27 protein-coding genes are annotated in these 25,872 nt (G+C 59.7%); 14 read left to right on the top strand and 13 right to left on the bottom strand.

What is annotated here, in order from left to right; genetic code table 11:
* Positions 1-19 precede the first annotated feature (19 nt).
* From ACRRSD_RS22900 to ACRRSD_RS22880, 5 genes are all read right to left on the bottom strand, one after another.
* On the bottom strand, positions 20-211 hold the full coding sequence (locus ACRRSD_RS22900) for a DUF1289 domain-containing protein (RefSeq protein ID WP_034153249.1): 192 nt from the start codon (positions 209-211) through the stop codon (positions 20-22).
* A 159-nt stretch (positions 212-370) separates the two neighbouring features.
* Positions 371-1,372, bottom strand: a complete 1,002-nt coding sequence (scpB, locus tag ACRRSD_RS22895) for an SMC-Scp complex subunit ScpB (protein WP_435035496.1) — start codon at positions 1,370-1,372, stop codon at positions 371-373.
* 11 nt (positions 1,373-1,383) lie between these two features.
* The gene (locus ACRRSD_RS22890; RefSeq protein WP_172828192.1) at positions 1,384-2,082 is read right to left on the bottom strand and encodes a segregation and condensation protein A; all 699 of its coding nucleotides are present in this window, start codon (positions 2,080-2,082) and stop codon (positions 1,384-1,386) included.
* A 123-nt stretch (positions 2,083-2,205) separates the two neighbouring features.
* The gene (locus ACRRSD_RS22885; RefSeq protein WP_038363745.1) at positions 2,206-2,835 is read right to left on the bottom strand and encodes an L-threonylcarbamoyladenylate synthase; all 630 of its coding nucleotides are present in this window, start codon (positions 2,833-2,835) and stop codon (positions 2,206-2,208) included.
* Positions 2,836-2,848: 13 nt separating this feature from the next.
* Positions 2,849-3,712 carry a PHP domain-containing protein gene (locus ACRRSD_RS22880; RefSeq protein WP_160056710.1) on the bottom strand — a complete coding sequence of 288 codons (864 nt, stop codon included), beginning with the start codon at positions 3,710-3,712 and terminating at the stop codon, positions 2,849-2,851.
* An 87-nt stretch (positions 3,713-3,799) separates the two neighbouring features.
* Here ACRRSD_RS22880 and ACRRSD_RS22875 point away from each other — a divergent pair, with 87 nt between their 5' ends.
* The 6 genes from ACRRSD_RS22875 (at position 3,800) to ACRRSD_RS22850 (ending at position 8,094) form a co-directional block, all read left to right on the top strand.
* A complete protein-coding gene (locus ACRRSD_RS22875; RefSeq protein WP_007919675.1) occupies positions 3,800-4,399 on the top strand; it encodes a septation protein A in 600 nt (199 codons plus the stop codon).
* A gap of 1 nt (position 4,400) precedes the next feature.
* Positions 4,401-4,700 (top strand): YciI family protein, encoded by a 300-nt coding sequence (locus ACRRSD_RS22870; protein ID WP_008021382.1) that lies wholly within the window; start codon positions 4,401-4,403, stop codon positions 4,698-4,700.
* Positions 4,701-4,809: 109 nt separating this feature from the next.
* On the top strand, positions 4,810-5,220 hold the full coding sequence (locus ACRRSD_RS22865; RefSeq protein WP_435035493.1) for a translation initiation factor 2: 411 nt from the start codon (positions 4,810-4,812) through the stop codon (positions 5,218-5,220).
* A gap of 7 nt (positions 5,221-5,227) precedes the next feature.
* Positions 5,228-5,905 carry a response regulator transcription factor gene (locus ACRRSD_RS22860; protein ID WP_016987937.1) on the top strand — a complete coding sequence of 226 codons (678 nt, stop codon included), beginning with the start codon at positions 5,228-5,230 and terminating at the stop codon, positions 5,903-5,905.
* Between the two features lie 231 nt (positions 5,906-6,136).
* Positions 6,137-6,577, top strand: coding sequence for a Spy/CpxP family protein refolding chaperone (locus ACRRSD_RS22855; RefSeq protein ID WP_435035491.1), 441 nt, complete (start codon positions 6,137-6,139; stop codon positions 6,575-6,577).
* Positions 6,578-6,753: 176 nt separating this feature from the next.
* Positions 6,754-8,094, top strand: coding sequence for an ATP-binding protein (locus ACRRSD_RS22850; protein WP_180698563.1), 1,341 nt, complete (start codon positions 6,754-6,756; stop codon positions 8,092-8,094).
* 319 nt (positions 8,095-8,413) lie between these two features.
* Here ACRRSD_RS22850 and ACRRSD_RS22845 read toward each other — a convergent pair whose 3' ends face one another.
* Positions 8,414-8,980 (bottom strand): nitroreductase family protein, encoded by a 567-nt coding sequence (locus ACRRSD_RS22845; protein ID WP_435035489.1) that lies wholly within the window; start codon positions 8,978-8,980, stop codon positions 8,414-8,416.
* Between the two features lie 121 nt (positions 8,981-9,101).
* On the opposite strand from ACRRSD_RS22845, the gene ACRRSD_RS22840 reads away from it, so the two are divergent.
* Positions 9,102-10,556, top strand: coding sequence for a TrkH family potassium uptake protein (locus ACRRSD_RS22840; RefSeq protein WP_435035487.1), 1,455 nt, complete (start codon positions 9,102-9,104; stop codon positions 10,554-10,556).
* On the opposite strand, the gene ACRRSD_RS22835 is transcribed toward ACRRSD_RS22840, so the two are convergent.
* Complete coding sequence (locus ACRRSD_RS22835) at positions 10,513-11,574, bottom strand: AraC family transcriptional regulator (RefSeq protein WP_435035485.1); 1,062 nt, start codon at positions 11,572-11,574, stop codon at positions 10,513-10,515. The two genes, ACRRSD_RS22840 and ACRRSD_RS22835, sit on opposite strands and share 44 nt — an antisense overlap.
* Positions 11,575-11,738: 164 nt before the next feature.
* Here ACRRSD_RS22835 and ACRRSD_RS22830 point away from each other — a divergent pair, with 164 nt between their 5' ends.
* Positions 11,739-12,050: a DUF962 domain-containing protein gene (locus ACRRSD_RS22830; RefSeq protein ID WP_122844930.1), complete on the top strand. Its 312-nt coding sequence runs from the start codon at positions 11,739-11,741 to the stop codon at positions 12,048-12,050.
* Between the two features lie 14 nt (positions 12,051-12,064).
* A complete protein-coding gene (locus ACRRSD_RS22825) occupies positions 12,065-12,655 on the top strand; it encodes an HD domain-containing protein (protein WP_435035483.1) in 591 nt (196 codons plus the stop codon).
* Between the two features lie 77 nt (positions 12,656-12,732).
* Here the strand turns inward: ACRRSD_RS22825 and ACRRSD_RS22820 are convergent, their stop codons facing one another.
* Positions 12,733-13,548 (bottom strand): UDP-2,3-diacylglucosamine diphosphatase, encoded by an 816-nt coding sequence (locus ACRRSD_RS22820; protein ID WP_435035481.1) that lies wholly within the window; start codon positions 13,546-13,548, stop codon positions 12,733-12,735.
* A gap of 135 nt (positions 13,549-13,683) precedes the next feature.
* On the opposite strand from ACRRSD_RS22820, the gene ACRRSD_RS22815 reads away from it, so the two are divergent.
* Positions 13,684-14,448 carry an AraC family transcriptional regulator gene (locus ACRRSD_RS22815; protein WP_435035480.1) on the top strand — a complete coding sequence of 255 codons (765 nt, stop codon included), beginning with the start codon at positions 13,684-13,686 and terminating at the stop codon, positions 14,446-14,448.
* Positions 14,449-14,580: 132 nt separating this feature from the next.
* Positions 14,581-15,474: a DMT family transporter gene (locus tag ACRRSD_RS22810; protein WP_435035479.1), complete on the top strand. Its 894-nt coding sequence runs from the start codon at positions 14,581-14,583 to the stop codon at positions 15,472-15,474.
* On the opposite strand, the gene ACRRSD_RS22805 is transcribed toward ACRRSD_RS22810, so the two are convergent.
* Positions 15,468-15,755, bottom strand: a complete 288-nt coding sequence (locus tag ACRRSD_RS22805; protein WP_016771139.1) for a SelT/SelW/SelH family protein — start codon at positions 15,753-15,755, stop codon at positions 15,468-15,470. The genes ACRRSD_RS22810 and ACRRSD_RS22805 overlap by 7 nt on opposite strands.
* Positions 15,756-15,826: 71 nt before the next feature.
* Between ACRRSD_RS22805 and ACRRSD_RS22800 the strand changes: the two genes are divergently transcribed.
* A complete protein-coding gene (locus tag ACRRSD_RS22800) occupies positions 15,827-18,016 on the top strand; it encodes a patatin-like phospholipase family protein (protein WP_435035478.1) in 2,190 nt (729 codons plus the stop codon).
* Between the two features lie 119 nt (positions 18,017-18,135).
* Here the strand turns inward: ACRRSD_RS22800 and ACRRSD_RS22795 are convergent, their stop codons facing one another.
* The 4 genes from ACRRSD_RS22795 to recQ form a co-directional block, all read right to left on the bottom strand.
* Positions 18,136-19,905 (bottom strand): FimV/HubP family polar landmark protein, encoded by a 1,770-nt coding sequence (locus ACRRSD_RS22795; protein ID WP_435035477.1) that lies wholly within the window; start codon positions 19,903-19,905, stop codon positions 18,136-18,138.
* 127 nt (positions 19,906-20,032) lie between these two features.
* On the bottom strand, positions 20,033-20,467 hold the full coding sequence (locus tag ACRRSD_RS22790; RefSeq protein WP_007919713.1) for a MarR family transcriptional regulator: 435 nt from the start codon (positions 20,465-20,467) through the stop codon (positions 20,033-20,035).
* Between the two features lie 332 nt (positions 20,468-20,799).
* Positions 20,800-21,941 (bottom strand): IS3 family transposase gene (locus tag ACRRSD_RS22785; RefSeq protein ID WP_435034309.1). Its coding sequence is split into 2 segments (ribosomal slippage): positions 20,800-21,680 and positions 21,680-21,941, totalling 1,143 coding nucleotides; the frame shifts between segments, so codons are not numbered across the junction.
* A gap of 116 nt (positions 21,942-22,057) precedes the next feature.
* Entirely contained in the window at positions 22,058-24,187 is a 2,130-nt protein-coding gene (gene recQ, locus ACRRSD_RS22780) for a DNA helicase RecQ (protein ID WP_223025336.1), read from the bottom strand.
* A 377-nt stretch (positions 24,188-24,564) separates the two neighbouring features.
* Here recQ and ACRRSD_RS22775 point away from each other — a divergent pair, with 377 nt between their 5' ends.
* Together ACRRSD_RS22775 and ACRRSD_RS22770 are read left to right on the top strand one after the other, a co-directional pair.
* Entirely contained in the window at positions 24,565-25,152 is a 588-nt protein-coding gene (locus ACRRSD_RS22775; protein WP_435035476.1) for a UPF0149 family protein, read from the top strand.
* A gap of 10 nt (positions 25,153-25,162) precedes the next feature.
* Positions 25,163-25,558 carry a YbaN family protein gene (locus ACRRSD_RS22770; protein WP_435035475.1) on the top strand — a complete coding sequence of 132 codons (396 nt, stop codon included), beginning with the start codon at positions 25,163-25,165 and terminating at the stop codon, positions 25,556-25,558.
* Positions 25,559-25,872 lie beyond the last annotated feature (314 nt).

Here is a 25,872-nt window from a genome sequence, read left to right as displayed (position 1 = left end):
CTAGCTGATCAGGGCAAGGTTATTTCTTTTTCCGCCGACCGGCGCCACCGAGTTTGATCAAGCGCAGCGCGGCTTCGGCGAGTACGCTGCGCTTGTCGTCCTTGTCGAGTTTCTTCCAGGCTTTGATTTCGCGCTTGCTGCGGCCGCAGCCGAGGCAGATGTCGTCGGTGAATTTGCAGAGGCTGATGCACGGGTCTTTGGTGGAACTCATTTGATATTCCTGGCTTACGCTAAACCCTGTGGGAGCGACGGTGCGACGATTCGACTTGCTCGCGAAGGCGGCATGTCAGACGCATCATCTTTGAATGACACTCCGCTTTCGCGAGCAAGCTCGCTCCCACAGGGGCCGTCATTGTTCTCCGGATTTCGGTCAGTCTTCGAACTCGCGGCGTTCGGCTTCGATGGCTTCGGCCAGGGCGCGGGCTTCGGCTTCTTCTTCGCTCAGTTCCGGTTCGGGTTCGGGTTCTGGCGCCGGTTGTTCGAGGGCGGCGACGGCGGCCAACAGCTTTTCGCGGGCTTCGGCGACGCCAAGAATGTCCTCTTCCGGTTCGGCTTCTTGCTCAGCTTCAAGTTCAACTTCGATGGTTGGCTCAGCGATCTGTGGCTGTGGCTCAGTCTCGGTTTCTGCATCAACCGTCGGCGCTTCACCATCCGCTGCATCCCGCAGCAAATCATCAAAGTCGGTCTTGATCCCCTCTTCCATGCTGTCCAGTTCCAGCAACAATGTATGGAAACTGGTTTCTTCCTTCTCTTCCTCCGGCTCGGCACTGGCATCGGCCAGTTCCTGCAAACCTTGCGGCACCGGCGCGTCGTCGAAATCGAGGACCGGGTCGGTTTCCATCTCGCGCAATTCGGCCAGTGGCGGCAGATCTTCTAGGCTCTTCAGGTTGAAGTGATCGAGAAAGCCTTTGGTGGTGGCAAACATCGCCGGTTTGCCCGGCACGTCGCGGTAACCAACGACGCGAATCCACTCACGTTCCAGCAAGGTCTTCACAATGTTGCTGTTCACCGCCACGCCGCGCACGTCTTCGATCTCGCCACGGGTGATCGGCTGGCGATAGGCGATTAGCGCGATGGTCTCGAGCAAGGCGCGGGAGTAACGCTGCGGGCGCTCTTCCCAAAGGCGGCCGACCCATGGCGAAAACTTCTCGCGGATCTGCAAGCGGTAGCCGGACGAGACTTCCTTGAGTTCAAACGCGCGCCCCTCGCAGGACTTGCCCAGCAGGGTCAGGGCTTTCTTGAAGACCGCAGGCTCGGGCCGCTCGCCTTCTTCGAACAGTTCAAACAGGCGCTCAAGGGATTGCGGCTTTCCCGAGGCCAACAGAAAGGCTTCAAGCAGGGGTGCCAGCTCGCGGGGTTCAGTCAGGTTCATGTTTCGACTCGTTATTCGGCTCGGGCTCGCACGTGGATCGCGGCGAACGGCTCATTCTGCACCAGCTCGACCAAGGATTCCTTGACCAGTTCAAGGATCGCCATAAAGGTCACTACCACACCCAACCTGCCCTCTTCGGCGGTGAACAGCTCGACAAACGGCACAAAACCGCCGCCCTTGAGCCGTTCCAGCACATCGCTCATGCGCTCGCGGGTGGACAGCGCCTCGCGGCTGACCTGATGGCTTTCAAACATATCGCCACGGCGCAGCACTTCGGCCATGCACATCAAAATCTCTTCCAGCGCGACATCCGGCAACAGCTTGCGCGCCCGGGCTTCCGGGGCGTCGAGCTTGGGCACGATCACATCGCGGCCAACCCGGCTCAGACCATCAATACCTTCGGCGGCAGCCTTGAAGCGCTCGTATTCCTGCAAGCGGCGGATCAGTTCGGCGCGCGGATCGTCTTCTTCGTCTTCAACGGTTTCGGCGCGCGGCAGGAGCATGCGCGACTTGATCTCGGCGAGCATCGCGGCCATCACCAGATACTCGGCGGCCAACTCAAGGCGCACCGACTGCATCAACTCGACATAACCCATGTACTGGCGGGTGATTTCCGCCACCGGGATGTCGAGGATGTTGATGTTCTGTTTGCGGATCAGGTACAGCAGCAGGTCGAGCGGACCTTCGAAGGCTTCAAGAAAGACTTCCAGCGCATCCGGCGGGATGTACAGGTCCAGCGGCATTTCCATGACCGCTTGGCCATAGACCATGGCAAACGGCAGTTCCTGCTGAGCGCCGGCCTGGGGATCGACAACGGTTTCCACTGCGGACATTCAGGCCTCGACCATGAACGGCGTCGGATCGCCGCAACCGACGCGGACCACTTCCGGGTCGTCGCCGGTCAGGTCGATCACGGTGGAGGCTTTGATGCCGCCAAAGCCGCCGTCGACGATCAAATCCACCTGGTGCTCGAGCAACTGGCGCATTTCGTACGGATCACTGAGCGGGTCTTCATCGCCAGGCATGATCAGGGTCACGCTCATCAGCGGCTCGCCGAGTTCGGCCAGCAACGCCAGCGCAATTGGATGGCTTGGGACACGAAGGCCGATGGTGCGCTTCTTCGGATGCAGCAAAAGACGCGGCACTTCGCGAGTGGCGTTGAGAATAAAGGTGTATGGCCCAGGCAGATGCGCCTTGAGAATACGGAAGGTGCCGGTGTCGATCTTGGCATAGTTGCCCAGTTGCGACAGGTCGCTGCAGATCAGCGCGAAATTGTGCTTTTCATCGAGCTGACGCAGGCGACGAACACGCTCGATCGCGGTTTTATCGCCGATCTGGCAACCGATCGCGTAGGAAGAGTCCGTGGGATAAACCACCACCCCGCCCTTGCGGATGATTTCGACCGCCTGTTTTATCAGGCGCGCTTGTGGGTTCTCCGGATGTATCTGGAAAAATTGACTCACATTCTCTACCTGTTCAGACGGCGGCAATATCTGTGTCATGTTTGAACCGACACCACAGGGGTGGAAGGTCCTCGGGAACCGGCCGGTACTGGCCGATCTCGGACCAGCCGCCAGGGCCATGGAAGTCACTGCCGGCGCTGACCAGCAGACCGAACTCACGGGCAAGGATTGCCAGGCTGCCCACCTGTTCCGCAGGCTGATGGCCATTGACCACCTCGATTGCATGCCCGCCTGCTTGAATATAGTCGGCAATCAGCTTTCGGCGCTTGCTGCGGGTGAAATCGTAGTGCCACGGATGCGCCAGGCTGACCCAGGCCCCGGCGGCGCGCAGTGTGCCAACGGTGTCTTCCAGCGTCGGCCAGTGCAACTTGACGTCACCCAGCTTGCCGGCGCCTAGCCATTTGCGGAATGCCTCGGCGCGATCCTTTACAAACCCTTCACGCACCATCCAGTCAGCGAAATGCGGGCGGGCCGGGGCGTTGCCGCTGTCGCCCAGTTCCTGCTGAACCTGCCGGGCGCCTTCGAGGGCACCGGGCATGCCCTTGAGGGCGAGCTTGCGGCTTATTTCTTCCGACCGCAGCCAGCGGCCATCGTGCAATTTGGCGATCGCCTCGACCAACGGTGCGGCGTTGACGTCGAAACCGTAGCCCAACACATGAATGGTCGCGCCGCCCCAGGTGCAGGACAATTCGACGCCGTTGACCAGTTGCATACCCAACTCATTGGCAGCCACACGCGCTTCGGCGAGGCCCTCGAGGGTGTCGTGGTCGGTCAACGCCAGGACTCGCACGCCGTTCTCGAACGCACGCGCAACCAGAACCGCAGGCGCCAGGGCGCCATCGGAGGCCGTGCTATGGCAGTGCAAATCAACATTCACGGGGAGTTGTAACCTCAAATCAGCTGGCGCTATCGCGCGCCCATATGTTTGTTATTATGCCGCCACATCCAGCTTCTGGCTCTCACTGTGAAACAATTCATCGATTTCATCCCGCTTCTGCTGTTCTTCATCGTTTACAAACTTGATCCACGGGTCGTCGACATCGCTGGCCATGAAGTGACTGTAGGCGGTATTTACAGCGCCACGGCGATGCTGATCATCAGTTCTCTGGTGGTGTACGGCGCGCTGTTCATCAAACAGCGCAAGCTGGAAAAGAGCCAATGGCTGACCCTGATCGCCTGCCTGGTGTTCGGCAGCCTGACGCTGGCCTTCCACAGCGAGACCTTCCTGAAATGGAAAGCCCCGGTGGTCAACTGGCTGTTCGCCGTCGCCTTCATCGGCAGTCACTTCATCGGTGACCGTCTGCTGATCAAACGCATCATGGGCCATGCGCTGACCCTGCCAGACCCGGTCTGGACCCGCCTGAACATCGCCTGGATCGCCTTTTTCCTGTTCTGCGGGGCTGCCAACCTGTTCGTCGCCTTTACCTTCCAGAGCTACTGGGTGGACTTCAAGGTGTTCGGCAGCCTGGGCATGACCCTGGTATTCCTGGTCGCACAGGGCATTTACCTGTCGCGTCATCTGCACGATGCCGATACCACAACAACACCAAAAACCGAGGACTGACATGCTCTACGCCATCATTGCCACCGACGTCGCCAACTCGCTGGAAGCACGCCTGGCCGCGCGCCCTGCGCATCTGGAACGCCTGCAAGCGCTCAAGGGCGAAGGCCGCATCGTATTGGCCGGTCCGCACCCGGCCGTCGACAGCAATGATCCGGGCGCAGCAGGTTTCACCGGCAGCCTGATCGTCGCCGAATTCGATTCCCTCAGCGCTGCGCAAGCGTGGGCCGATGCCGATCCGTACATCGCCGCCGGCGTCTACGCCAATGTGCTCGTCAAGCCGTTCAAGCAAGTCCTGCCGTAACGCTCCCCCAAGCGATGAACCTTCTCGGTTCATCGCGTTCTCAATCGCTCATTATTCTCGTTTGCCTGCCGACAACCTGCCCAATATCCATTTGGAAACAGGTGTCGCGATGCGCAAGGGTCCGTTGTGTCTGATGTTGGTCACGTTGTCGATCATGGCACCCGCCCATGGTGAGGAAACCACCGAAGGCGGCAACTCCACGCCATTGTCGTTAAGCGCCGGCAGCCAGATCACCGAGTTGCAACAGCGCCTCAAGGCCAGCGAGCAACAGCGGGAAGAACTGAGCAAACAACTGCAAAATGCCGACAATATCCGCGAAAGCGCCCAGCTAGCCCGGTTACGCCAAGAGAACCAGCGTCTCAAGCTGCAACTCAAGGAAGCCCAGGCCAGCCCCTTGCCGCGGCTGTTGACCGATCAGCAGCAGTGGTTCGTTACGGGAGGCGGAGTAGCGCTATTGGCGCTGCTCTGCGGTATCTTTGCCAGTGGAGCAAGCCGAAAACGTCGGCAATGGCTAAATTGAGTGAGTCATGAGCGAGCTGTTACTGATTGATGATGACCAGGAGTTGTGCGAACTCCTGAGTAGCTGGCTGAGCCAGGAAGGCTTCCACGTGCGTGCCTGCCACGATGGCCAGAGTGCCCGCAAGGCGCTGGCTGAAACCGCCCCGGCGGCGGTGGTGCTGGACGTGATGCTGCCTGACGGCAGCGGTCTGGAACTGCTCAAGCAACTGCGCAACGATCACGCCGATCTGCCGGTGCTGATGCTGTCAGCCCGCGGCGAGCCGCTGGACCGCATCCTCGGCCTGGAACTCGGCGCCGACGATTATCTGGCCAAACCGTGCGACCCACGTGAGCTGACCGCCCGTCTGCGCGCGGTGTTGCGCCGCAGTCATCCGGCAGCGGTATCGACGCAGCTTGAACTGGGCGACCTGAGTTTCAGCCCGGTGCGCGGCGTCGTCAGCATCGATGAGAAAGAACTGACCCTCACCGTTTCCGAAAGCCGTCTGCTCGAAGCGCTGCTCAAGCAGCCGGGCGAACCACTGGACAAACAGGAACTGGCGCAGCTCGCCCTCGGCCGCAAGCTGACCCTGTACGACCGCAGCCTCGACATGCACGTCAGCAACCTGCGCAAAAAAATCGGCCCGCATCCCGATGGCCGCCCACGGATCGTCGCCCTGCGCAGCCGTGGTTACTTCTATAGCCTCTGAACCGCGCCCATTCCCACTGTAGGAGCTGCCGAAGGCTGCGATCTTTTGATCTTGTTTTTAAAAGACAGATCAAAAGATCGCAGCCTTCGGCAGCTCCTGCACAGGGCATGTGTAAGGTCGGACGCGAAGCGTCTTTACCGAAGCTTTACGCAGTGCTGACCGCCGCTGACCTTGATCTCCGTAATCTGTACTCATCCGGAACGTACCGGGAACGAGACAAGGAGATACACCATGCGCAAGACTCTTATCGCTCTGATGTTCGCTGCCGCTCTGCCAACCGTCGCCATGGCCATGCCGCAAGATGGCGGCCCGATGGGTGGCCCGCTCGACGGCCCACGCCACGGCGGTCAGATGCACGGCATGCACGGCAAAGGCCCGTATAGCCAACTCGACCTGTCCCGCGAACAACGCGAACAGATCCGCAAGATCATGGGCGAGCAGATGCACGAGCGTCAGCAAGTGGTCGACAAGTACCTGGAAAAACTCTCGCCGGCTGACCAGAAGGCCATGAAAGACGAGATGGCGGCCAACCACAAGAAAGCCGAGTCCGATGTGCGTGCGCTGCTGAAACCGGATCAACAGAAGAAATTCGACGAGATCCAGAAGAAACAGGCCGAGCGTCGCGCCGAATGGGCCGAGTTCAAGGCGTGGAAGGCGCAAAAGGCGCAATAATGTAATAACCCCGACCCGACGGCTAAACACCGTCGGGTTTCTTGCTTTAGATCTAATGTGGGAGCGAGCCTGCTCGCGAAAGCGATGTATCAGACACATATAAACTGACTGACACTCCGCTTTCGCGAGCAGGCTCGCTCCCACCTTTTAGATCGGTGTTTGATTGAGGACTTTCTGTGCGTTCATTGTTCTGGCGTATTCTCGCGAGCTTCTGGCTGGCCATCGCGCTAGTGGCTGGGTTGTCCATTCTGCTCGGACACATGCTTAACCAGGACGCGTGGATCCTCAGCCGCCATCCGGGCCTCAACACCCTCGCCGGCGAATGGACGCAAACCTATGAAGCTCAGGGCGAAGAAGCCGCCCAGGACATTCTCGAGCAGCGCAAACGCCAATATCACATCGACGTTCAGGTCCTCAATGAATCCGGCGACCCGGTCGTGCGCGGCACCTTCCCGCGCCGTGCCGCCGCTTTTGAGGCACGCCAGAACAACGATGACCGGCGCCTGCCATGGCGGCGCCTGACCGATGAGTTCACCAGCGAAAAAACCGGTGACACCTACCTGTTCATCTACCGCATCCCGCACCCGGAACTCGACTCCTGGCACCGTGAAAGTCTGCTTTGGCCACTGAGCGCGCTGGGCATCGCGCTGGTGGTGCTGACCCTGTTCAGTTTGCTGGTGACCTTCTCTATCACCCGCCCGCTCAGCCGTTTGCGCGGCGCGGTGCATGATCTGGGGCAGACCACCTATCAGCAAAACAGCCTGGCGAAACTGGCCAACCGTCGCGATGAGTTCGGCGTACTGGCCAATGATTTCAACCGCATGGGCGCACGCCTGCAAAGCCTGATTGGCAGCCAGCGGCAGCTGTTGCGTGACGTGTCTCACGAATTGCGCTCACCGTTGGCGCGGTTGCGCATTGCCTTGGCACTGGCGGAACGGGCCAACCCTGAGGAACGCGAGAAACTCTGGCCACGCCTGACCCGCGAGTGTGATCGGCTGGAAGCATTGATCAGTGAAATTCTGGTATTGGCGCGAGTCGATGCTGACAATGCCAGTGCTGAAGAGGTGGATCTGAATGCCTTGCTCGGTACGTTGCAGAAGGATGCGAAGCTTGCATCACCCGAGCAGATTGTGCGCCTTGATGCCGAACCGCAGTTGAACCTGAAGGGCTGGCCGACCATGATCGAGCGCGCCGTCGATAATCTGCTGCGCAATGCCCAGCGCTTCAACCCGGAGGGTCAGGCGATTGAAATGCAGGCTTCGCGTCAGGGCGAGAAAATTGTCGTGAGTGTGCGTGACCATGGGCCGGGGGTGCAGGCCGAACATCTGAGCCAGTTGGGCGAGCCGTTCTATCGCGCGCCGGGACAGACGGCCGCAGGACATGGTTTGGGGCTGGCGATTGCACGAAGGGCGGCGGAGCGCCATGGCGGGAGTTTGACGTTGGCCAATCATCCGCAGGGTGGGTTTGTTGCCAGCCTGGAATTGCCGCTGGTGCCGGGGGCGGTGGTGCAACCCTGAGAGCCGCCCTCACCCCAGCCCTCTCCCGGAGGGAGAGGGGGCCGACCGAGGTGTCTTGCGTCATACATCGACCTGAAGAACCGAGTCGATTATGGATTTGGAAGCCTGATCAACTTTGAATTCGACTTAAACCGAAGCCGATTCTGGATTCCACGAAATCAACTCAAACCGAATTCGATTCTGGATTCCGCGAAATCAACTCAAACCGAATTCGATTCTGGATTCAGCGAAGAGCGTTCAGGTCGGCGTACCTCTACAGCATCCCCCAATCAGTCCCCTCTCCCTCCGGGAGAGGGTTAGGGTGAGGGGCTTTTGATCTTCAGGCTGTACCGGGCCAGGCGCTGACGAACTCAGCCAGATCAACCTTCTCCGCCACACGCGGCTCTTTCTGCGGCGTGCCGAGGTACAGGAACGCAATCACCTCTTCACCCTCCGCCAGCCCCAAACCTTTGGCTACGTGCTGCGAATAAGCCAGATCCCCCGTACGCCAAACCGCACCAATCCCCTGCGCATACGCCGCCAGCAAAATTCCGTGCGCCGCACACCCCGCCGCGAGTAACTGCTCAGCCTTCGGATATTTAACGTGCTCCTGCAATTTAGCGATCACCACAACCACCAGCGGCGCCCGCAGCGGGCCGTTGCGCGCCTTGTCGATCATCGCTTCGGTGACTTCGCCTTCCTGCTGCTGCGCCGCTTCGGCCAGCAACTCGCCCATCTGCTCACGCGCTGCGCCTTCGACCGTCAGGAAACGATACGGCTGCAAGTGCCCGTGATCCGGCGCGCGCAATGCTGCGCCAAACAGGGCTTCGCGCTGCTCGGCAGTGGGGGCCGGTTCGACCAGTCGTGGAACGGAAACACGGTTGAGCAACGCGTCGAGAGCCTGCATCGGCCACCTCCTGAGAAAAATGTGCGGCTATTCTAGCTTCATCTGCCAACAGGATGCCGGTTTACATGCCCTGCCCCACGGGTAGAATGGCGCCCTTCTCACATCAGCCCGAGCGGACTTCATGGCGTTGCCGACCTTACGGATCATTGGTTTCATCATCGGCATCTTCCTGATCACCCTGGCCGTGGCCATGGTCGTGCCCATGGCGACCCTGGTGATGTTCGAACGCACCAGCGACCTGCCGTCGTTCCTCTGGGCGAGCATGATCACCTTTGTCGCCGGCCTCGCGCTGGTGATTCCCGGGCGTCCGGAACACATTCACCTACGCCCGCGCGACATGTACCTGCTGACGGTCAGCAGTTGGCTGGTGGTGTGCATTTTCGCTGCGCTGCCGTTTCTGCTGACCCAGCACATCAGCTACACCGACTCGTTCTTCGAAAGCATGTCGGGCATTACCGCCACTGGTTCGACCGTGCTCAATCATCTCGACGACATGTCTCCGGGCATCCTGATGTGGCGCTCGTTGCTGCACTGGATCGGCGGCATCGGCTTTATCGGTATGGCGGTGGCGATTCTGCCGCTGCTGCGCATCGGTGGCATGCGCCTGTTCCAGACCGAATCCTCGGACCGCTCGGAAAAGGTCATGCCGCGTTCGCACATGGTGGCGCGGCTGATCGTCGCCGCGTACGTCGGCATCACCATCCTCGGCAGCCTGGCGTTCTGGTGGGCCGGGATGAGTCCGTTCGATGCGATCAACCACGCTATGTCGGCGATTTCCACCGGCGGATTCTCGACCTCCGATCAATCCCTGGCCAAGTGGACGCAACCGGCGGTGCACTGGGTCGCGGTGGTCATCATGATTCTCGGCAGCCTGCCGTTCACCCTGTACGTGGCGACGTTGCGCGGCAACCGCAAGGCGCTGATCAAGGATCAGCAAGTGCAGGGTTTGCTCGGGATGTTGCTGGTGACCTGGCTGGTGCTCGGCACCTGGTACTGGTGGACCACCAACCTGCATTGGCTGGATGCGCTACGCCACGTGGCGTTGAACGTGACCTCGGTGGTCACCACCACCGGTTTTGCCCTCGGTGATTACAGCCTGTGGGGCAACTTCTCGCTGATGCTGTTTTTCTATCTGGGCTTTGTCGGTGGCTGTTCCGGTTCGACGGCGGGCGGGATCAAGATTTTCCGTTTTCAGGTCGCCTATATCCTGCTCAAGGCCAACCTTAATCAACTGATTCACCCGCGCGCGGTGATCAAGCAGAAGTACAACGGTCACCGCCTCGACGAAGAGATCGTCCGTTCGATTCTGACCTTTTCGTTCTTCTTCGCCATCACCATCTGCGTGATCGCCCTGCTCCTGTCACTGCTGGGCGTCGACTGGATGACCGCACTGACCGGCGCCGCCAGTACCGTGTCCGGCGTCGGCCCGGGCCTGGGCGAAACCATCGGCCCGGCGGGCAACTTCGCCACCCTGCCGGACGCGGCCAAGTGGATCCTGTCGTTCGGTATGCTGCTCGGCCGACTGGAGATCATTACGGTGTTTGTGCTGTGTATTCCGGCCTTTTGGCGTCACTGATCGCACTCGGCGCCTGCAACAGCCGCGTCCGGTAATCGCCGGGCGTGGTGTCGAACCAGCGGCGGAACGCGCGAAAGAAGTTGCTCGGGTCGGCAAAACCCAGGAGATATGCGATTTCCAGCAAGGTCATGTTCGGCTGCGCCAGATACTGCTCGGCCAGTTCGCGGCGCGTGTCATCGAGCAGTTGCTGAAAACTGGTGCCCTCCTCCTGCAAGCGGCGCTGCAAGGTACGCTGCGATAAATGCAGGGTCTGCGCCACGGTGTCGCGCTTCGGCTCGCCTTGTGGCAGCAAACGGCACAACACCTGCCGCGCCTTGTGGGTCACGCGGCTTTCGGAAAATCGCGCCAGATATTCCCCGGCAAAGCGGTCATGCAACAGCGCCATGGCCTCGTTGGCGGTGGGCAGCGGCGCCTCCATGTCGGCGCGTTCGAAGATCAGCGCATCGTACGGCGCGTTGAACACCAATGGCGCGTGGAAGGCTTGTTTGTAGGGTTCCAGATTTTCCGGCTGATCACCCTGCACCAGCACTTTGACCGGGTGCAGCGTGCGTCCGGTCAACCAGCCGCACAGGCCCAGCGCACAGGCCAGCGAGGCTTCGGCGCTTTGCCGGGTCGGCGGCAGATGATCGCCGTGCACCGTTAGAATCAGTGCGTAACCTTCTTCCAGCAGACGGAAACTCAGGTCGGCACTTTCGGCGATGATGCGTTGATAGCGCACCAGTCGCTGGAAGCCTTCGGCCAGGGTATTGCTCGACATCAACGCGTAGCCGGCGACATGAAACGACGCCGGTCGCACCACCTTGCCCATGTTCAGACCGATCGCCGGATTACCGGACAACTCGACCGCCCGTTGCCAGAGGCGGGTCATGGAATCTTGCGGGAAACGCGCATCCGGATCATCCAGAGCCGTGTAATCGAGCCCCAGTTGCTTGAACAGAACCCGGCAATCCAGGCCGTCCATCTCCAATGCTTTGACAATCCCCATCGCCCAGCTTGCAGAAGTCGTTCGTTCGCTCATGGCGTTTTTCTTTTACATGAGGGGCCGCATGTTACGGCCTGATTTGCGAAGGATACTAAAGTGGCGCCGATTGTCACTGGCCCACGCCAATGATCACTCTAGACTCAAATAAGCTACCCGCAGAACAACTCGTCGCCAGAATAATAACCACAGAGAACGCGGTCGTGGAAAACATAAAGCATTTCAACAGCTTCGCTGAGTTCTATCCGTATTACCTCAGCGAACACAGCAACAGCACCTGCCGGCGCCTGCATTTCATCGGCACCACGCTGGTGATTTTCATTCTGGCGATGACCATCGCCAAAGGCGCCTGGCTGCTGTTATGGGCCGTGCCGCTGGCCGGTTACAGCTTCGCCTGGGTCGGGCACTTCTTCTTTGAAAAGAACCGACCGGCGACTTTCCAGCATCCGCTCTACAGCCTGCTCGGCGACTTCGTCATGTACCGCGACATGATTCTGGGTCGCGTGGCGTTCTGAATGAGGATCAGCCAATGAATGCCAATGCCCGCTTCACCCATATGAAGGACGGCACGCAGGAAGACTGGGCGATCATCGCCGCTGACTTCAGTGCCTACGCCAAACAATTGCCCGCACGGATCACGACTCACCTGAAACTGCTGCAAGGCGATTTCGGTGGCTTCCCCGTGGATCGCCTGACCCACTCGCTGCAAACAGCCACCCGTGCGTTTCGTGACGGGCGCGACGAGGAATACGTGGTGTGCGCGTTGCTGCATGACATTGGTGACACCCTGGGTTCGTACAACCATCCGGACATTGCTGCGGCAATTCTCAAGCCATTCGTCAGTGCCGAAAATTTGTGGATGGTCGAGAAGCACGGGGTGTTTCAGGGTTATTACTTCTTTCATCATCTGGGCATGGATCGGCATTTGCGCGAGCAGTTCAAGGAGCATCCGCAGTTTCAGGCAACGGCCGAGTTTTGCGCCAAGTACGATGCGGCGGCGTTTGATCCGGGCTATGACACGCTGCCGTTGAGTTTCTTTGAGCCGATGATGGAAAGACTGTTTGCGCAGCCGAAGAACTCGATTTACAAGGCGGCGATGGAGGAACACAGCCCGGCCTAAGATCAAAAGATCGCAGCCTTCGGCAGCTCCTACACAGGTCACATGTAGGAGCTGCCGAAGGCTGCGATCTTTTGCTTTTATGCGAGTTCTGCGCCTTTGGCAGCCCTGAGTTCTGCCTCACGCGCCTGCGCATCCGCCAGCCGATACAGCTCGATCGTGCCGTCCCAATGCTCGATCAGCGCCGTGCATGACTCCACCCAATCTCCGCAATTAAGGTAATCCACCTCCCCCACCTTGCGGATCTCGGCATGGTGAATGTGCCCGCACACCACGCCATGCAACTCGCGTTTCACGCATTCATGGGCGATGGCTTCTTCAAAGTCGCTGATGAAACTCACTGCCGTCTTCACCTTGTGTTTCAGGTACGCCGACAGCGACCAGTAACCGTAGCCATAGCGCGCACGCCAGTGGTTGAGCCAGCGATTGAGGGTCAGGGTGAACTCGTAGGCGGAGTCGCCAAGGAAGGCCAGCCAGCGGTGATAACGGGTGATCACATCGAATTGATCACCATGAATCACCAGCAGATGCCGCCCGTCGGCCGTGATATGCACGGCCTCGTCGACCAACTGAATATTGCCCAGAATCAGCCTGGAATACCGACGCAGGAATTCGTCGTGGTTACCGGTGACGTAAATCACCTCGGTGCCGCGCTTGCTCATGGTCAGCAAGCGCCGGATCACGTTGGTATGCGCCTGCGGCCAGTACATGCCGCCGCGCAGTTTCCAGCCGTCAATGATGTCGCCGACCAGATAAATCTTGTCGGCGTGATAGCCCTTGAGAAATTGCGACAAGTGCTCGGCCTGACAATCTCGCGTGCCCAGATGCACGTCGGAGATCCACAGGGTGCGCACGCGTTGTTTACGGCTGGGTCTGGCGAGCTCGGCGCTGGTCATGGGCAACCCTCTGCGATGTTTTCGTCACTCTGCGCGCGCCCGGTTAATCGACCATGACAAGCATGAGTCAGTCCTGTGACAACGCATCCGGCGCGCGTCGGTGTAGACTGGCGATCACTTCGGAGACCACCTGCCATGCGACCGATCCTCACCCTGCGCCAGTACACCCACGACTTGATCGTGCACAGCCACGAGCACGCGCAATTGGTGTTCGGCTTGTCCGGTGCGCTGGATTTCGAGGTCGAGGGGTGTGGCAGTCAGGTGCGTCAGCAGAGTTTCGTAGTGATTCCGTCCGGCGCTCATCATGCCTGCGGCAGTCCCGACGGCAGCCGCTGTCTGGTCCTCGACATCCCTGAGGGGCAATGGGTAAAGGACTCGCTGGGTGAGCACGCCGAGGCCAGCCAACGTTTGCTTGACCTGCCGGCGCGACTGTCACTCGATGCGGGGCAAAGCCAGTTGGTCAGCTGGCTGGCGAACAGTCCGGTCAGCGATCCGTTGATTGCGCAACAAGGCGCGGTGTTGCTGCTGGCCAGTCTCAATCACGCGCAACCCGGCGAACTCGTCGCGCGGCGCCTGCCCTACGCCGCCTTGGATGCGCACATAGAGCAAAACGCCGCTTATCCGCTGCAAGTCGCCGATCTGGCACGCGTGGCCGGGTTGTCCAGCGCGCGCCTGCATGCGCGGTTCATGGCCGAATGCGGGCAGACGCCGATGGATTACATTCGCAGTCGACGCCTGCATCTGGCAGTACAACTGCTACGCGACACAGCCCTGCCGATCGGCGAAGTTGCCAGTCGCGTCGGCTACAGCTCGCAGAGTGCCTTCTCGGCTGCCGTCCTACGTGAGTTCGGTGCATCACCCGGCCAGCTTCGGCGCGATTCCTACGACAAAAGACGATAGCCTGGCGACAGACTTATTTACCTCTACACGCTTAAATGTAGGAGCTGCCGAAGGCTGCGATCTTTGATCGTTCCCACGCTGCTGCGTGTGATCGATCAACAGTTGAATTGTGTTTGCGATAGAAGGATTGCAATGACTCCGCGTACCGCCCTCGGCGCTCTGCATATCGGCGCCTTGATGTTTGGCCTGACCGGTGTGTTCGGCAAACTCGCTGCTGCGTCCCCCGCCGTGATCGTCTTCGGTCGCGCTGCTTTTGCCGTACTTGCCCTGGCGTTCTTCGCCCGTTTCGCCAGCCAGAGCGGCTGGCAGAAACTGCAGGCCGTGGACTGGCGGCGTCTGGCCCTCAGCGGCGTGTTGCTGGCCGGGCACTGGGTGAGCTTCTTTGTTTCAGTGAAGATCGCCGGCGTCGCCATCGCAACATTGGGCTTTGCCAGTTTCCCGGCCTTTACGGTGATTCTTGAAGGGCTGATTTTCCGCGAACGCATCCGCGCCAATGAAATCATCCTCGTCGTCCTGGTGACGGTTGGTCTGGTGCTGGTAACCCCGGCGTTCGATCTGGCCAGCGGCGCAACCACCGGCCTGCTCTGGGCGGTGTTGTCGGGCCTGCTGTTCTCGCTGCTGTCACTGACCAACCGCGCCAGCTCCGGGCGCATCCCGGCGGTGCAGGCGGCGTTGTGTCAAAACGTGGTGGTGGCGCTGTGTCTGCTGCCGGTTGCGGCGCCGCAACTCAGTGAAGTGCGGGCACTGGACTGGCTGTGGATCGGCTTGCTCGGGGTGTTCTGCACCGGCGTCGCTCATAGCCTGTTCGTCGCCAGTCTGGCGGTAATCAAAGCACGCACGGCGGCGGTGGTGTTTGCCATGGAGCCGGTTTACGGCATTACCATCGCCTGGCTGCTGTTCAACGAAAACCCGACGCTACGGATGTTGATGGGCGGCGCACTGATCATCATCGCCATCGTCGTTTCCGCGCGGATGTCCGGCAGCGCCGACAAGAAAACCGTCGCCGCCGAGGCTGCCTCTCACTGAGTGCGGTCGTTATGGCCGAGGTCGCGGTCAGGATCGATCTGATCGCGAACCCGCTGTTTCAGCACCTTGGCCTCCGGAAACCCACCGTCGGCCTTGCGTTCCCAGATCTGCACGCCGGCGCAGGTGATGTGAAATACCCCGCCAGTGCCCGGCACCAACGAGACTTTGCCGAGGTCATCGGCAAAGGTGCTGAGCAGTTCCTGCGCCAGCCATGCGGCGCGCAGCAGCCATTGGCATTGGGTGCAATAGGTGATGACAACTTCTGCTTTTGCGACAGTCATGTTCGCTGAAACTCCTGAGACAGAGGGCGCCGCTATAATAGCCGGCTTTAACGCTTGCCCCGAGACTCACAATGCGCCGTCTGCTGTTCTGCCTGCTGCTTGGTTTCCTTCCTCTGCTTGTCCATGCCAGTGAGGCGTCACGACCAAAGGTCGGCCTGGTGCTGTCCGGCGGTGCCGCGCGCGGGCTGGCGCATATCGGCGTACTCAAGGCGCTGGAAGAGCAAGGCATCAAGATCGATGCGATCGCCGGCACCAGCATGGGCGCGGTGGTCGGTGGCCTGTACGCCTCGGGTTACAAGATCGATGAGCTGGAAAAACTCGCGCTGAACATCGACTGGCAAGCCGCGCTGTCCGACGCCCCACCGCGTGAAGACGTGCCCTTTCGACGCAAGCAGGATGACCGCGACTTCCTGGTGAAACAGAAACTGAGCTTTCGCGACGACGGCAGTCTCGGCCTGCCACTGGGCGTGATTCAGGGCCAGAACCTCGCGCTGCTGCTGGAAAGTCTGTTGGCGCATACCAGCGACACCCGGAATTTCGACAAACTGCCGATCCCCTTCCGCGCCGTCGCCACCGACATTTCCAATGGCGAAAAAGTGGTGTTCCGCAAAGGTCATTTGCCTCAGGTGATCCGCGCCAGCATGTCGATCCCGGCGGTATTCGCCCCGGTCGAACTCGATGGCCGGCTGTTGGTGGACGGCGGCATGACCGACAACATTCCTCTCGATGTGGCGCGGGAAATGGGCGTCGACGTGGCCATCGTCGTCGATATCGGCACACCGCTGCGCAATCGCAAACAACTGACCACCGTAGTCGATGTGCTGAACCAGTCGATCACCCTGATGACCCGCAGTAACTCCGAAGAACAACTGGCCGCGCTGAAACCCTCCGATGTGCTGATCCAGCCGGCGCTGGCGGCATTCGGTGTCACTGATTTCGGTAAAGCCCAGGACATGATCGACGCCGGTTACCGGGCGACCCGAATCCTCGACGCGCGGCTCGCTCAGCTCAAACCCGACGTGTCTCAGGACGCCGAACTGGACGCTGCACGCTCACCGGGGCAGCGTACGCCGATCATCACCGCGATCCGCGTCGAGAACGACTCGAAGGTCGACGACGATGTCATTCGCTATTACATCCGCCAGCACATCGGCGAGCCGCTGGATCTGGGGCGTTTGCATTCGGACATGGGCACTTTGTATGGCCTCGACTACTTCGAGCAGGTGCAATACCGCGTGGTGCACAAGGGCGAGGATCACACACTGGTGATCAGCGCTCGGGGCAAGCGCAGCGGCACCGATTACTTGCGGGTCGGCCTCAATCTGTCGGATGACATGCGCGGCGACAGCGCCTTCAATCTCGGCGCCAGCTACCGCATCAACGGCATCAACCGCCTCGGCGCGGAATGGCTGACCCGTGCGCAGATCGGCGACAAACAAGAGCTGTACACCGAGTTCTATCAACCGCTGGACGTCGGATCGCGTTACTTCGTCGCACCGTACGCCTCGTTCGAAGCGCAGAACGTTGAAGCGGTGCTCGACAACGATCCGATCGCGCAATACCGCGTCGAGCGCTACGGCTTCGGCCTCAACTTCGGCCGACAGATCGGCAACAACGGCGAAGTGCGTTTCGGCGTCGGCGAGGCGTGGGGCAAGGCTGATGTGCGCATTGGCGATCAGGATCTGCCGAGCGAGAACTTCAACGAAGGCTTCTACGCGCTGAAGTATTCGTACGACTCGCTGGATAACGTGTACTTCCCTCACGAAGGCAAGGACGTCAGCCTGACGCTGACGCAGTTCGAACCGGGCCTGGGCTCGGACACGCGTTATCGACAGTGGGATCTGAAAATCGACAAAGCCATGAGCCATGGCCCGGATACGCTGATTCTCGGTGGGCGCTACGGGCGCACGCTGGATGACGCCAACGTGGTGACATCGAGTTTCCTCCTCGGCGGTGCGCGGCAGCTCTCGGGTTTCCGTGAGGACGCGATTTCCGGACAGAACATCAGCCTGATGCGCGCGGTGTACTACCGCCGGTTGACGCCCCGTTCGTATCTGCCGCTGGATTTCCCGCTGTATGCCGGCGCCTCGCTGGAGCGTGGACGAGCGTGGAACAACGACAATGAGTTCGACAGTGGCTACATTAACGCCGCAAGCGTGTTTATCGGGTTTGACACGCCGCTGGGGCCGTTGAATTTCAGTTATGGCTTGAATGATGCGAATGAGCAGGCGGTGTACCTGAATCTGGGGCAGACCTTCTGATCAGGTCGCCTGACAATCCGTCTTCGCGAGCAGGCTCGCTCCCACGGGGGAACGCATTCCAATGTAGGAGTGAGCCTGCTTGCGAAGCGATATCAGCGCCACCGCAAATCAATCGGGGATCAGCGAATCCCCGCCAGCAACGTCCGCGCCGTTTGCTTCAACGGCTCATCCCCTTCCTTGAGCAATTCATTGAGCAGCGCAATCGCACTGTCGATATCGCCGTCGTCAATGCACGTCTGCGCCTGTTCGAGCTTTCCGGAATTTTCGTCGTGTACTGGCTCTGGTGTCTGCAAGTCCAGCGGTTGCAACCCCAGTGACGGCTCGGCATCAGCAAACTCATTGAGAAAATCTTCATCCAGCGGCTCGGAGCCCGATTCAGGGATCCACTCGAGTTCGGCGTCCTCACTGGCCGCCTCTGGCAATTCAAAATCCTGCGGCAGTACTTGCAGGCCGGAACCGAGGGCCGAAGTGTCCGCCGGCGGCTCCACCGTGGCCGGGCGACTGTCCTCCAGATCCCAACTGGAATCCATCGACAGCTCGCCCAGATTCAACTCGAAATCATCTTCCGCCGCCGGTGGCGCAGCAACGATAGGGGCCGCCGCAACAAGCGGTGGTAGCGTGGCCAATGGCGCGGCACCCACCAGCTTCGGATGTCGGGCGCGCGTATCCTGCAACGCCTGGGCATCCACGCCCAGCTCACGCAAACGGTTTTCCTGTTGTTCATACGCAGCGCTGTCACCCTGGCGCCCCAGCACTTCAAGCAACTGCAAACCGATATCGCTGCGCTCCGGCTCTTTGTCCAAGGCATCGCGCAGCAGCCCGGCGGCTTCGCCCAGTCGGCCATAGGCCAGATAGATCCCCACCGCCTCCAGCACATCGCCTGCCGCCGGTTCTTCACGGTGTTGTTCTGAAGCTTGAGATCTGACGGGTTCTGCGTTTGCGGCTTCAGCTACGTCCGGCTCATTATCCAACGGCAACAGCGGCAACGGCTCGTCGGTGGGTACCTCTTGTTGCCGGCGACGGTGGATCAACAACCCGGCCAGAGCCCCCAGCAACAGCAACAAACCACCGAGCAATGGCCAGTTCAAAGCGTCATCGCTGGATTCAACCGGCAGCACAACCGGTGCCGGAGCAGGTGCCGGTGTCCCCACGGTCGGTGGCGGCGCTTGCTGAAGTTCGACCAGGCGCGTTTGCAGGTCAGTGATCTGCTTCTTGCCATCGGCAATCTGCACATCCTGTGTCTGCAGTTTTGTGTTGAGTTCGTCGACGGTCTTCTGCAGTTGCTGGCTCAACAACACACTGGCGGCCAATTGCTTGGCCAACGCATCGTTGGCAGGCGCGGGCGCAGCCATTGGCGCCGTATCGCGCTTGGCCTGAGGTGCCTGCGGCGCCGCCACAGCAGGCTCGACAGTGGGAAACGCGGAGGATTGCGCACGCGGATCCGGCTCATCGGTGGCCGGCACAATACCCGGTGAACCCGGCGGATCAATCAATACCGTGTACTCACGCAGCAAACGGCCATTGGGTTGATCGAGCTGCACAAGGAAATTCAGGAAGGGTTCGTTGACCGGTTTGCTGGAGGTCACCCGGATCATCTGGCGATTGCCATGCAGGATCGGGATGAACTTGAGGTCGTTGAGGAAGAACACCCGTTCGACCCCGGCCTCGGCGAACTCATCCGCCGTGGCCAGGCGCACCGCCAGATCGTTTTGCGTCAGCCCGCCGACATCGACCAACGCGATATCGGCCTTGAGCGGCTGATTGAGGCCGGAGTGAACAGTGATGTCACCCAGCCCCAAGGCCATCGACCAGGCCGAATAACTGAAAACGCCAGCGACCAGCAACCATTTGGCGCCACCGCGCAGTACCACGTGCCGACTTGCGAGCATGAGCATCCCTTAAATAAGCAAAACCGACTTCTATGCGTTCGCACATCCGGTACGAACACGATATTGCCCAGTAGTTCTTATAGTCGGCTCAGCGCGATCTCTCAAAGATACGGCACGTGGATGTGCCTCAAGATTTTTCCAGGTTGGCCAGAATGTGCCCGTGAACTCGCATGCACACCTTCAAATCCGCCTCGTCGACGCCTTCGAACAGTTCGTGACGCAGTTGTGTGGCAATGGTTTCTATTTGTTCGATCAGCGGCAGGGCCGGCGCACAGAGGACGATTTTTTTCGCCCGGCGGTCTTCCATCACGGACTGGCGTTGCACCAGGCCCTGACTTTCCAGACTATCGAGCAAGCGCGCAAGTGTCGGACCTTCGACGCCGACACTCTGCGCCAACTCACGTTGGGTCGGCGCTTCTTCAAAGCGCGCCAGATGCAGCAGCACCAGCCAGCGCGCCTGGGACAGACCCAGCCCGGCCAGTCGGCGGTCCAGTTCGGCACGCCAGCCACGGGACATCTGGGCCAGTTGCATGCCAAAGCGGTGTTGATCGGTTAACGGCATAAAACACTCACGGTTAGACTGAAAATAAAGAAAATCTAATTATTAGCCAGCTAAGCATGAGCTGCAGTTATAGGCAAGTGGCGGCCTGTACTGAATCGTTACATCTTGAAAGCCCCTCACCCTAACCCTCTCCCGGAGGGAGAGGGGACTGATTGGGGAATATTTGGGAATTACGCCGACGTGGTACATCGGCGCTGAACCCATAATCGACTCGATTTTTCAGGTCGATGTATAACGCAAGACACCTCGGTTGGCCCCCTCTCCCTCGGGGCGGTCCGACGTTTGATCTGGTCAAACGATACTGGACAAAGTTATAGGGTTTAGGTCATTTCTCATGCTGCCAAGGCTTCCATTGCTACCGGAGTCCGATATCCGTTGTAACTGTGCAGCCTGATCCGATTGTAATAATGGGTCAGGTAGCGCAACACATCGGTACTGGCCTCATCTTCGTTTCGGTAGCCAGCCTTGGGTATCCATTCAGATTTCAAACTGCCAAAGAAACGCTCCATCGGGGCGTTATCCCAGCAGTTTCCTCGTCGACTCATGCTTTGTTTTATGCGCATGTCCGCCAGCGTTTCACGAAACATTTTACTGCTGTAATGACAGCCCTGATCCGAATGGAACATTAGGTTTTCAGGGCGTCCTCGCGACTCGAAAGCCATCTTTAACGCTCGACAGGTCAGAGCTGAATCCGGACTTCTGGACATCGCCCAGCCGACGATGCGGCGGGCATGCAGATCAAGTACAGCAGCCAGATAAACCCAGTAAGTACCGGCCCAAATGTAAGTCACGTCGCCACACCACACTCGATTGGGGGCCTCGACATTGAATTTACGCTCCAGATGATTGGGGGCGTATTGAGCCTCCGCGCCGCTAGGTTTGTAACGATGCCTGCGCCGTTGCTGGCTCTTCAAACCGAGCTCGCGCATCAGGCTACGAGCCATGTAACGACCTACCGACTCTTTTTCGTTACACAGCGCTTTTGACAGGCTGCGCGCGCCCATTGAGCCGCGACTTTGCTCATGTAATTCAGCAGCCTTGATCTTTAGGCGATCGCGCTCGACATCCACTTTCGCCCGCTGTTTCAGACGCTCGTAATAACTGCTGCGGCTGATTCCAAATACGACGCACAACTCGGATCTTGGATATTGCTCGCTTAACTCCTCGACCAGCCTTACCGATCGAGGGAATCCGACATCAAGAGAGCTGTAGCCTTTTTTAAAATTTCCTTTTCGCGCTCAATCCGTCGGATTGTTGTTTCCAGCTCCTGAATGCGTTGTTGGTCAACGGTCATGGCCTTGGACTTCTCAGGCGTCTTGCCGCTGCGCTCCGCACGCAGTTGCTCAACCCAGCGGCGCAGAGCTGTAGGGCCCACGCCCATTGCTTCACAGGCTTCGCTCACCGAATAGTCTTTATCCAAAACCAGGCAAGCCGCGTCCCGTTTGAAATCTGTCGAAAAATAGCGTCTGGTCAAATCACACCTCGTCGTTGGGCGTAGATTACCGCCCTTTAGGGGTGTCCAGAATCATTAAGCCAGATCAATTTCGGGAGGGCTGGGCGCGCGGCGTTCCGATGAGGGGTACGGCCAAATTACATCTCGAATTCCGACTGCAACGCAGCCCGCACGCAATACAGCACGCCTTCCGGCACACGCCCGGCAAACAGCTCGGCGACTTCGGCGACCGACGGCAACTCGCCTTCGCCATCGAGGAACGCGTCCTGCACTTCGCCCATCAATTCTTCAGGCAAATCCAGCGCCTGTTCCAGCGACAACTGCTGCTTGCCGATCGCCTCGGCAAGCATGGTGTAGACGTTCTTCTCCGAGCACTGCAACTGACCGGCGATCTGCAGCGGCGTCATGCCGGCCCGAGCCAGGGTAATCAGTTCGTGGCGCACATCGGCCACCGCTTTCGGCGCCTCGACCTCGCCGCCGAGCACTTCGAGGAAGGCATCGCCATAGCGCTCCAGTTTGCGTGCGCCGACACCGCTGACACGGGCCATTTCCGCCAGCGAAGTCGGTTGGCTGCGGAGCATTTCCAATAACGTGGAATCGGGAAAGATAACGTACGGCGGCACGCCATGTTCTTCGGCCAGTTTGCGCCGCAGCGCGCGCAGGGCTTCCCACTGTTCGCGCTCTTCGCCGCGCACCAGTTGGCTGGCCGGGCTCTTGCTGGCGGTTTTGGCGGTAACCTGGGGTTTGAGGTCGCGGCGCAACTCCAGCGTGACTTCGCCCTTGAGCAACGGCCGGCAACTGTCATTCAGACGCAGGCCGCCATAACCCTCGTGATCGACATCCGCCAGACCCCGCGCGACCAGTTGACGGAACAACGAGCGCCATTCGCTCTCGCTCAACGCCTTACCGACGCCCCACACCGACAGGTGCTGATGGCCGAAACTGCGGATTTTTTCGTTGTCCTTGCCCAGCAGCACATCGACCAGATGGCCAACGCCATACCGCTGGCCGGTACGGAAAATCGCCGACAACGCCTGACGTGCGGGCTCGGTGGCGTCCCAGGTCTGCACGCCATCGACGCAGTTGTCGCAATGGCCACACGGCTCAGGCATGTCTTCATCGAAGTACGCCAGCAGGGTCTGACGACGGCAACGGGTTTCTTCACACAGCGACAGCATGGCGTCGAGCTTGTGTTGCTCCAGACGCTTGTGCCGCTCATCACCTTCGGAGTTCTGCAGCATCTGCTTGAGCATCACCACGTCTTGCAGACCGTAAGCCATCCACGCATCCGCCGGCAGGCCGTCACGGCCGCCGCGCCCGGTTTCCTGGTAATACGCCTCAAGGGATTTCGGCAGATCGAGGTGCGCAACGAAGCGTACGTTGGGCTTGTCGATGCCCATGCCGAACGCCACCGTGGCGACCATGATCAGACCTTCCTCATTGAGGAAGCGCTTCTGATTGAAGGCACGCAAATCGTTGGGCAGACCGGCGTGATACGGCAGTGCCGGAAAACCCTGCTCGCTCAAAAACGTTGCGACTTCTTCGACTTTCTTGCGAGACAGGCAATACACAATGCCCGCGTCGCTACGGCGTTCGGCCAGAAACGCCAGCAACTGCTTGCGCGGCTGCTCTTTGGGCACGATTCGGTAAAAGATGTTCGGGCGGTCGAAGCTCGACAGGAAGCGCTCGGCATTCTGCAGATGCAGACGCGTGACGATTTCTTCGCGGGTGCGCTTGTCGGCGGTGGCGGTCAAGGCGATGCGCGGCACGTCGGGAAACATCTCGGCCAATTGACCCAGTTGCAGGTATTCCGGACGGAAATCGTGACCCCATTGCGATACGCAATGCGCTTCATCAATGGCGAACAACGCAATGTTCAAGCCTTGCAGGAACGACAGCATGCGTGGCTGTACCAGACGCTCGGGCGCCAGATACAACATTTTCACTTCGCCACGCTTGATCCGTGCGGCAAGGTCGCGCTGCTGTTCGGCGCTCAAGGTGGAGTTCAGCGCGGCAGCGGCCACACCCAGCTCTTCGAGGGTAGCGACCTGATCGTCCATCAGTGCGATCAGCGGCGACACCACCACCGCCAGACCATCGCGCAGCAGCGCCGGCACCTGAAAGCACAGGGACTTGCCGCCACCGGTAGGCATCAGCACCAGCGCATCACCGCCGCTGGCCACGCGCTCAATGATTGCACCCTGACGGCCACGGAAACTGTCGTAGCCGAAGATGTCCTTGAGGACGCGTTGAGCCTGTTCGAGCATAAAAACTCCAAAAATCTACCGATACATCCCTGCGCAGGCTGGTTCAGAACAGCCACGGCTGCTTAAACAAAACGTAAGAGCGCATTGCACGACAGCCGCAAGGCGGGCAGGGATCGCAAAACGCGGCAGTATACCCGAGCCCTCCCCTGCACAGGGCGACACCCGTCGATACAATCGCTGATACCTGTGTAGGAGCTGCCGAAGGCTGCGATCTTTTGATCTTGTCTTTATTAAAAGCAAATCAAAAGATCGCAGCCTTCGGCAGCTCCTACAGGGTGTATGCAGGGTATGGCAGGTCAAATCTGCCATGCGGCTGGCTTGAGCGCGCAAGAAGGCCTAGAATTCCCGCATTGTTTATTCCCCAAGGTAGCCCCGTAATGTCCTTCGCTGAGCAACTGACCCGCCTGCAAGTTTTCCTCGACGCCGACGAACTGCATGACGAAGCGCTGGATTACGTGGCCGCTCACGGCTACCTGACCGCACTGTCGATCTGCGCAGAAGACGTACCGGAGCGTGAGTGGATCGACGCCCTGTTCGCTGAAGAGCCGCATTACAGCAGCGACGCCCAGCGCGAAGAGATCGAAGCCACTCTGATCGGCCTCAAGGCCCACATCGCCCGTCAACTGGCTTCGGATGAAGAATTCGAACTGCCTTGCGATCTGGATCTGGGCGAAGAGCCGGACGATTCCGAACTGCGCGGCTGGTGCATCGGCTTCATGGAAGGCGTGTTCCTGCGTGAAGCGGCCTGGTTCGAAACCGCCGAAGAAGAAGTCAGCGAAATGCTCCTGCCGATCATGGTTGGTTCGGGCCTGTTCGACGAACAACCCGAGTTCGAAGACATTGCCAAGGACGCCAACCTGATGGACGACATGATCGTGCAGATCCCGGAAGCCCTGACCGCGCTGTACCTGCTGTGCCAGGCGCCCGACGAAAAACCGGCGATCCTCAAACCACGTCACCACTAAGATCCGGCCTATGGACAATCCCATAGGCAACCGCCCCCTGATGTTGCGCTACTTCTTGCTGGCCGTCGGCTGGCTCAGCGTGGCATTGGGGGTGATCGGGATCTTCCTGCCCGTCCTGCCCACTACCCCTTTCCTTCTGCTCGCCGCAGCCTGCTTCGCGCGCAGCTCTCCGCGTTTCTATCAATGGCTGGTCGAACATCCACGACTCGGGCCATGGATCCGCGATTACCTTGATGGCAACGGCATTCCACTGAAGGGCAAGGTCTACGCGATCGGGCTGATGTGGGCGAGCATTCTGTTCTCGTGTTACCTGGTGCCGTTGCCGTGGGCGCGGGGGTTCATGTTGACCAGCGCGGTGTTGGTGACGGTTTATATCCTTCGCCAGAAGACTTTGCGCAAATCCTGAGCCTCTTTGCCTTTAAACAACATTGTTTAAAAGACACCTTCAGACACGCCTTCCAGGCTACAAATTCTTGCGCCTTTGCCTACAGCTACGCCAGAATCCGCCGGCTTGTGCGCCTTGGGGTCGGGTTCTATTGTGGTGCGGTCGCTGAAGAGTCAGCGATCGGGTTTAGCGACCCAAATCTGTAATAGGTGCATCAGCGCTCCATGCTTTGTGGCAGATTCAATGTCTGCAACTTCGCTATGGTGGCTGTATGCGGGAGACCCTCGGGTCTGCCGGGTGCCTATAACCGGTTCGCTAACCTGCGTACAGCCGCC

Source organism: Pseudomonas neuropathica, from assembly GCF_051174785.1.
In the GTDB taxonomy this organism is placed as follows: Bacteria; Pseudomonadota; Gammaproteobacteria; order Pseudomonadales; family Pseudomonadaceae; genus Aquipseudomonas; species Aquipseudomonas neuropathica_A.
The sequence above is the reverse complement of the archived record's forward strand: the minus strand, read 5'-3'. Positions and strand labels throughout refer to the sequence as shown.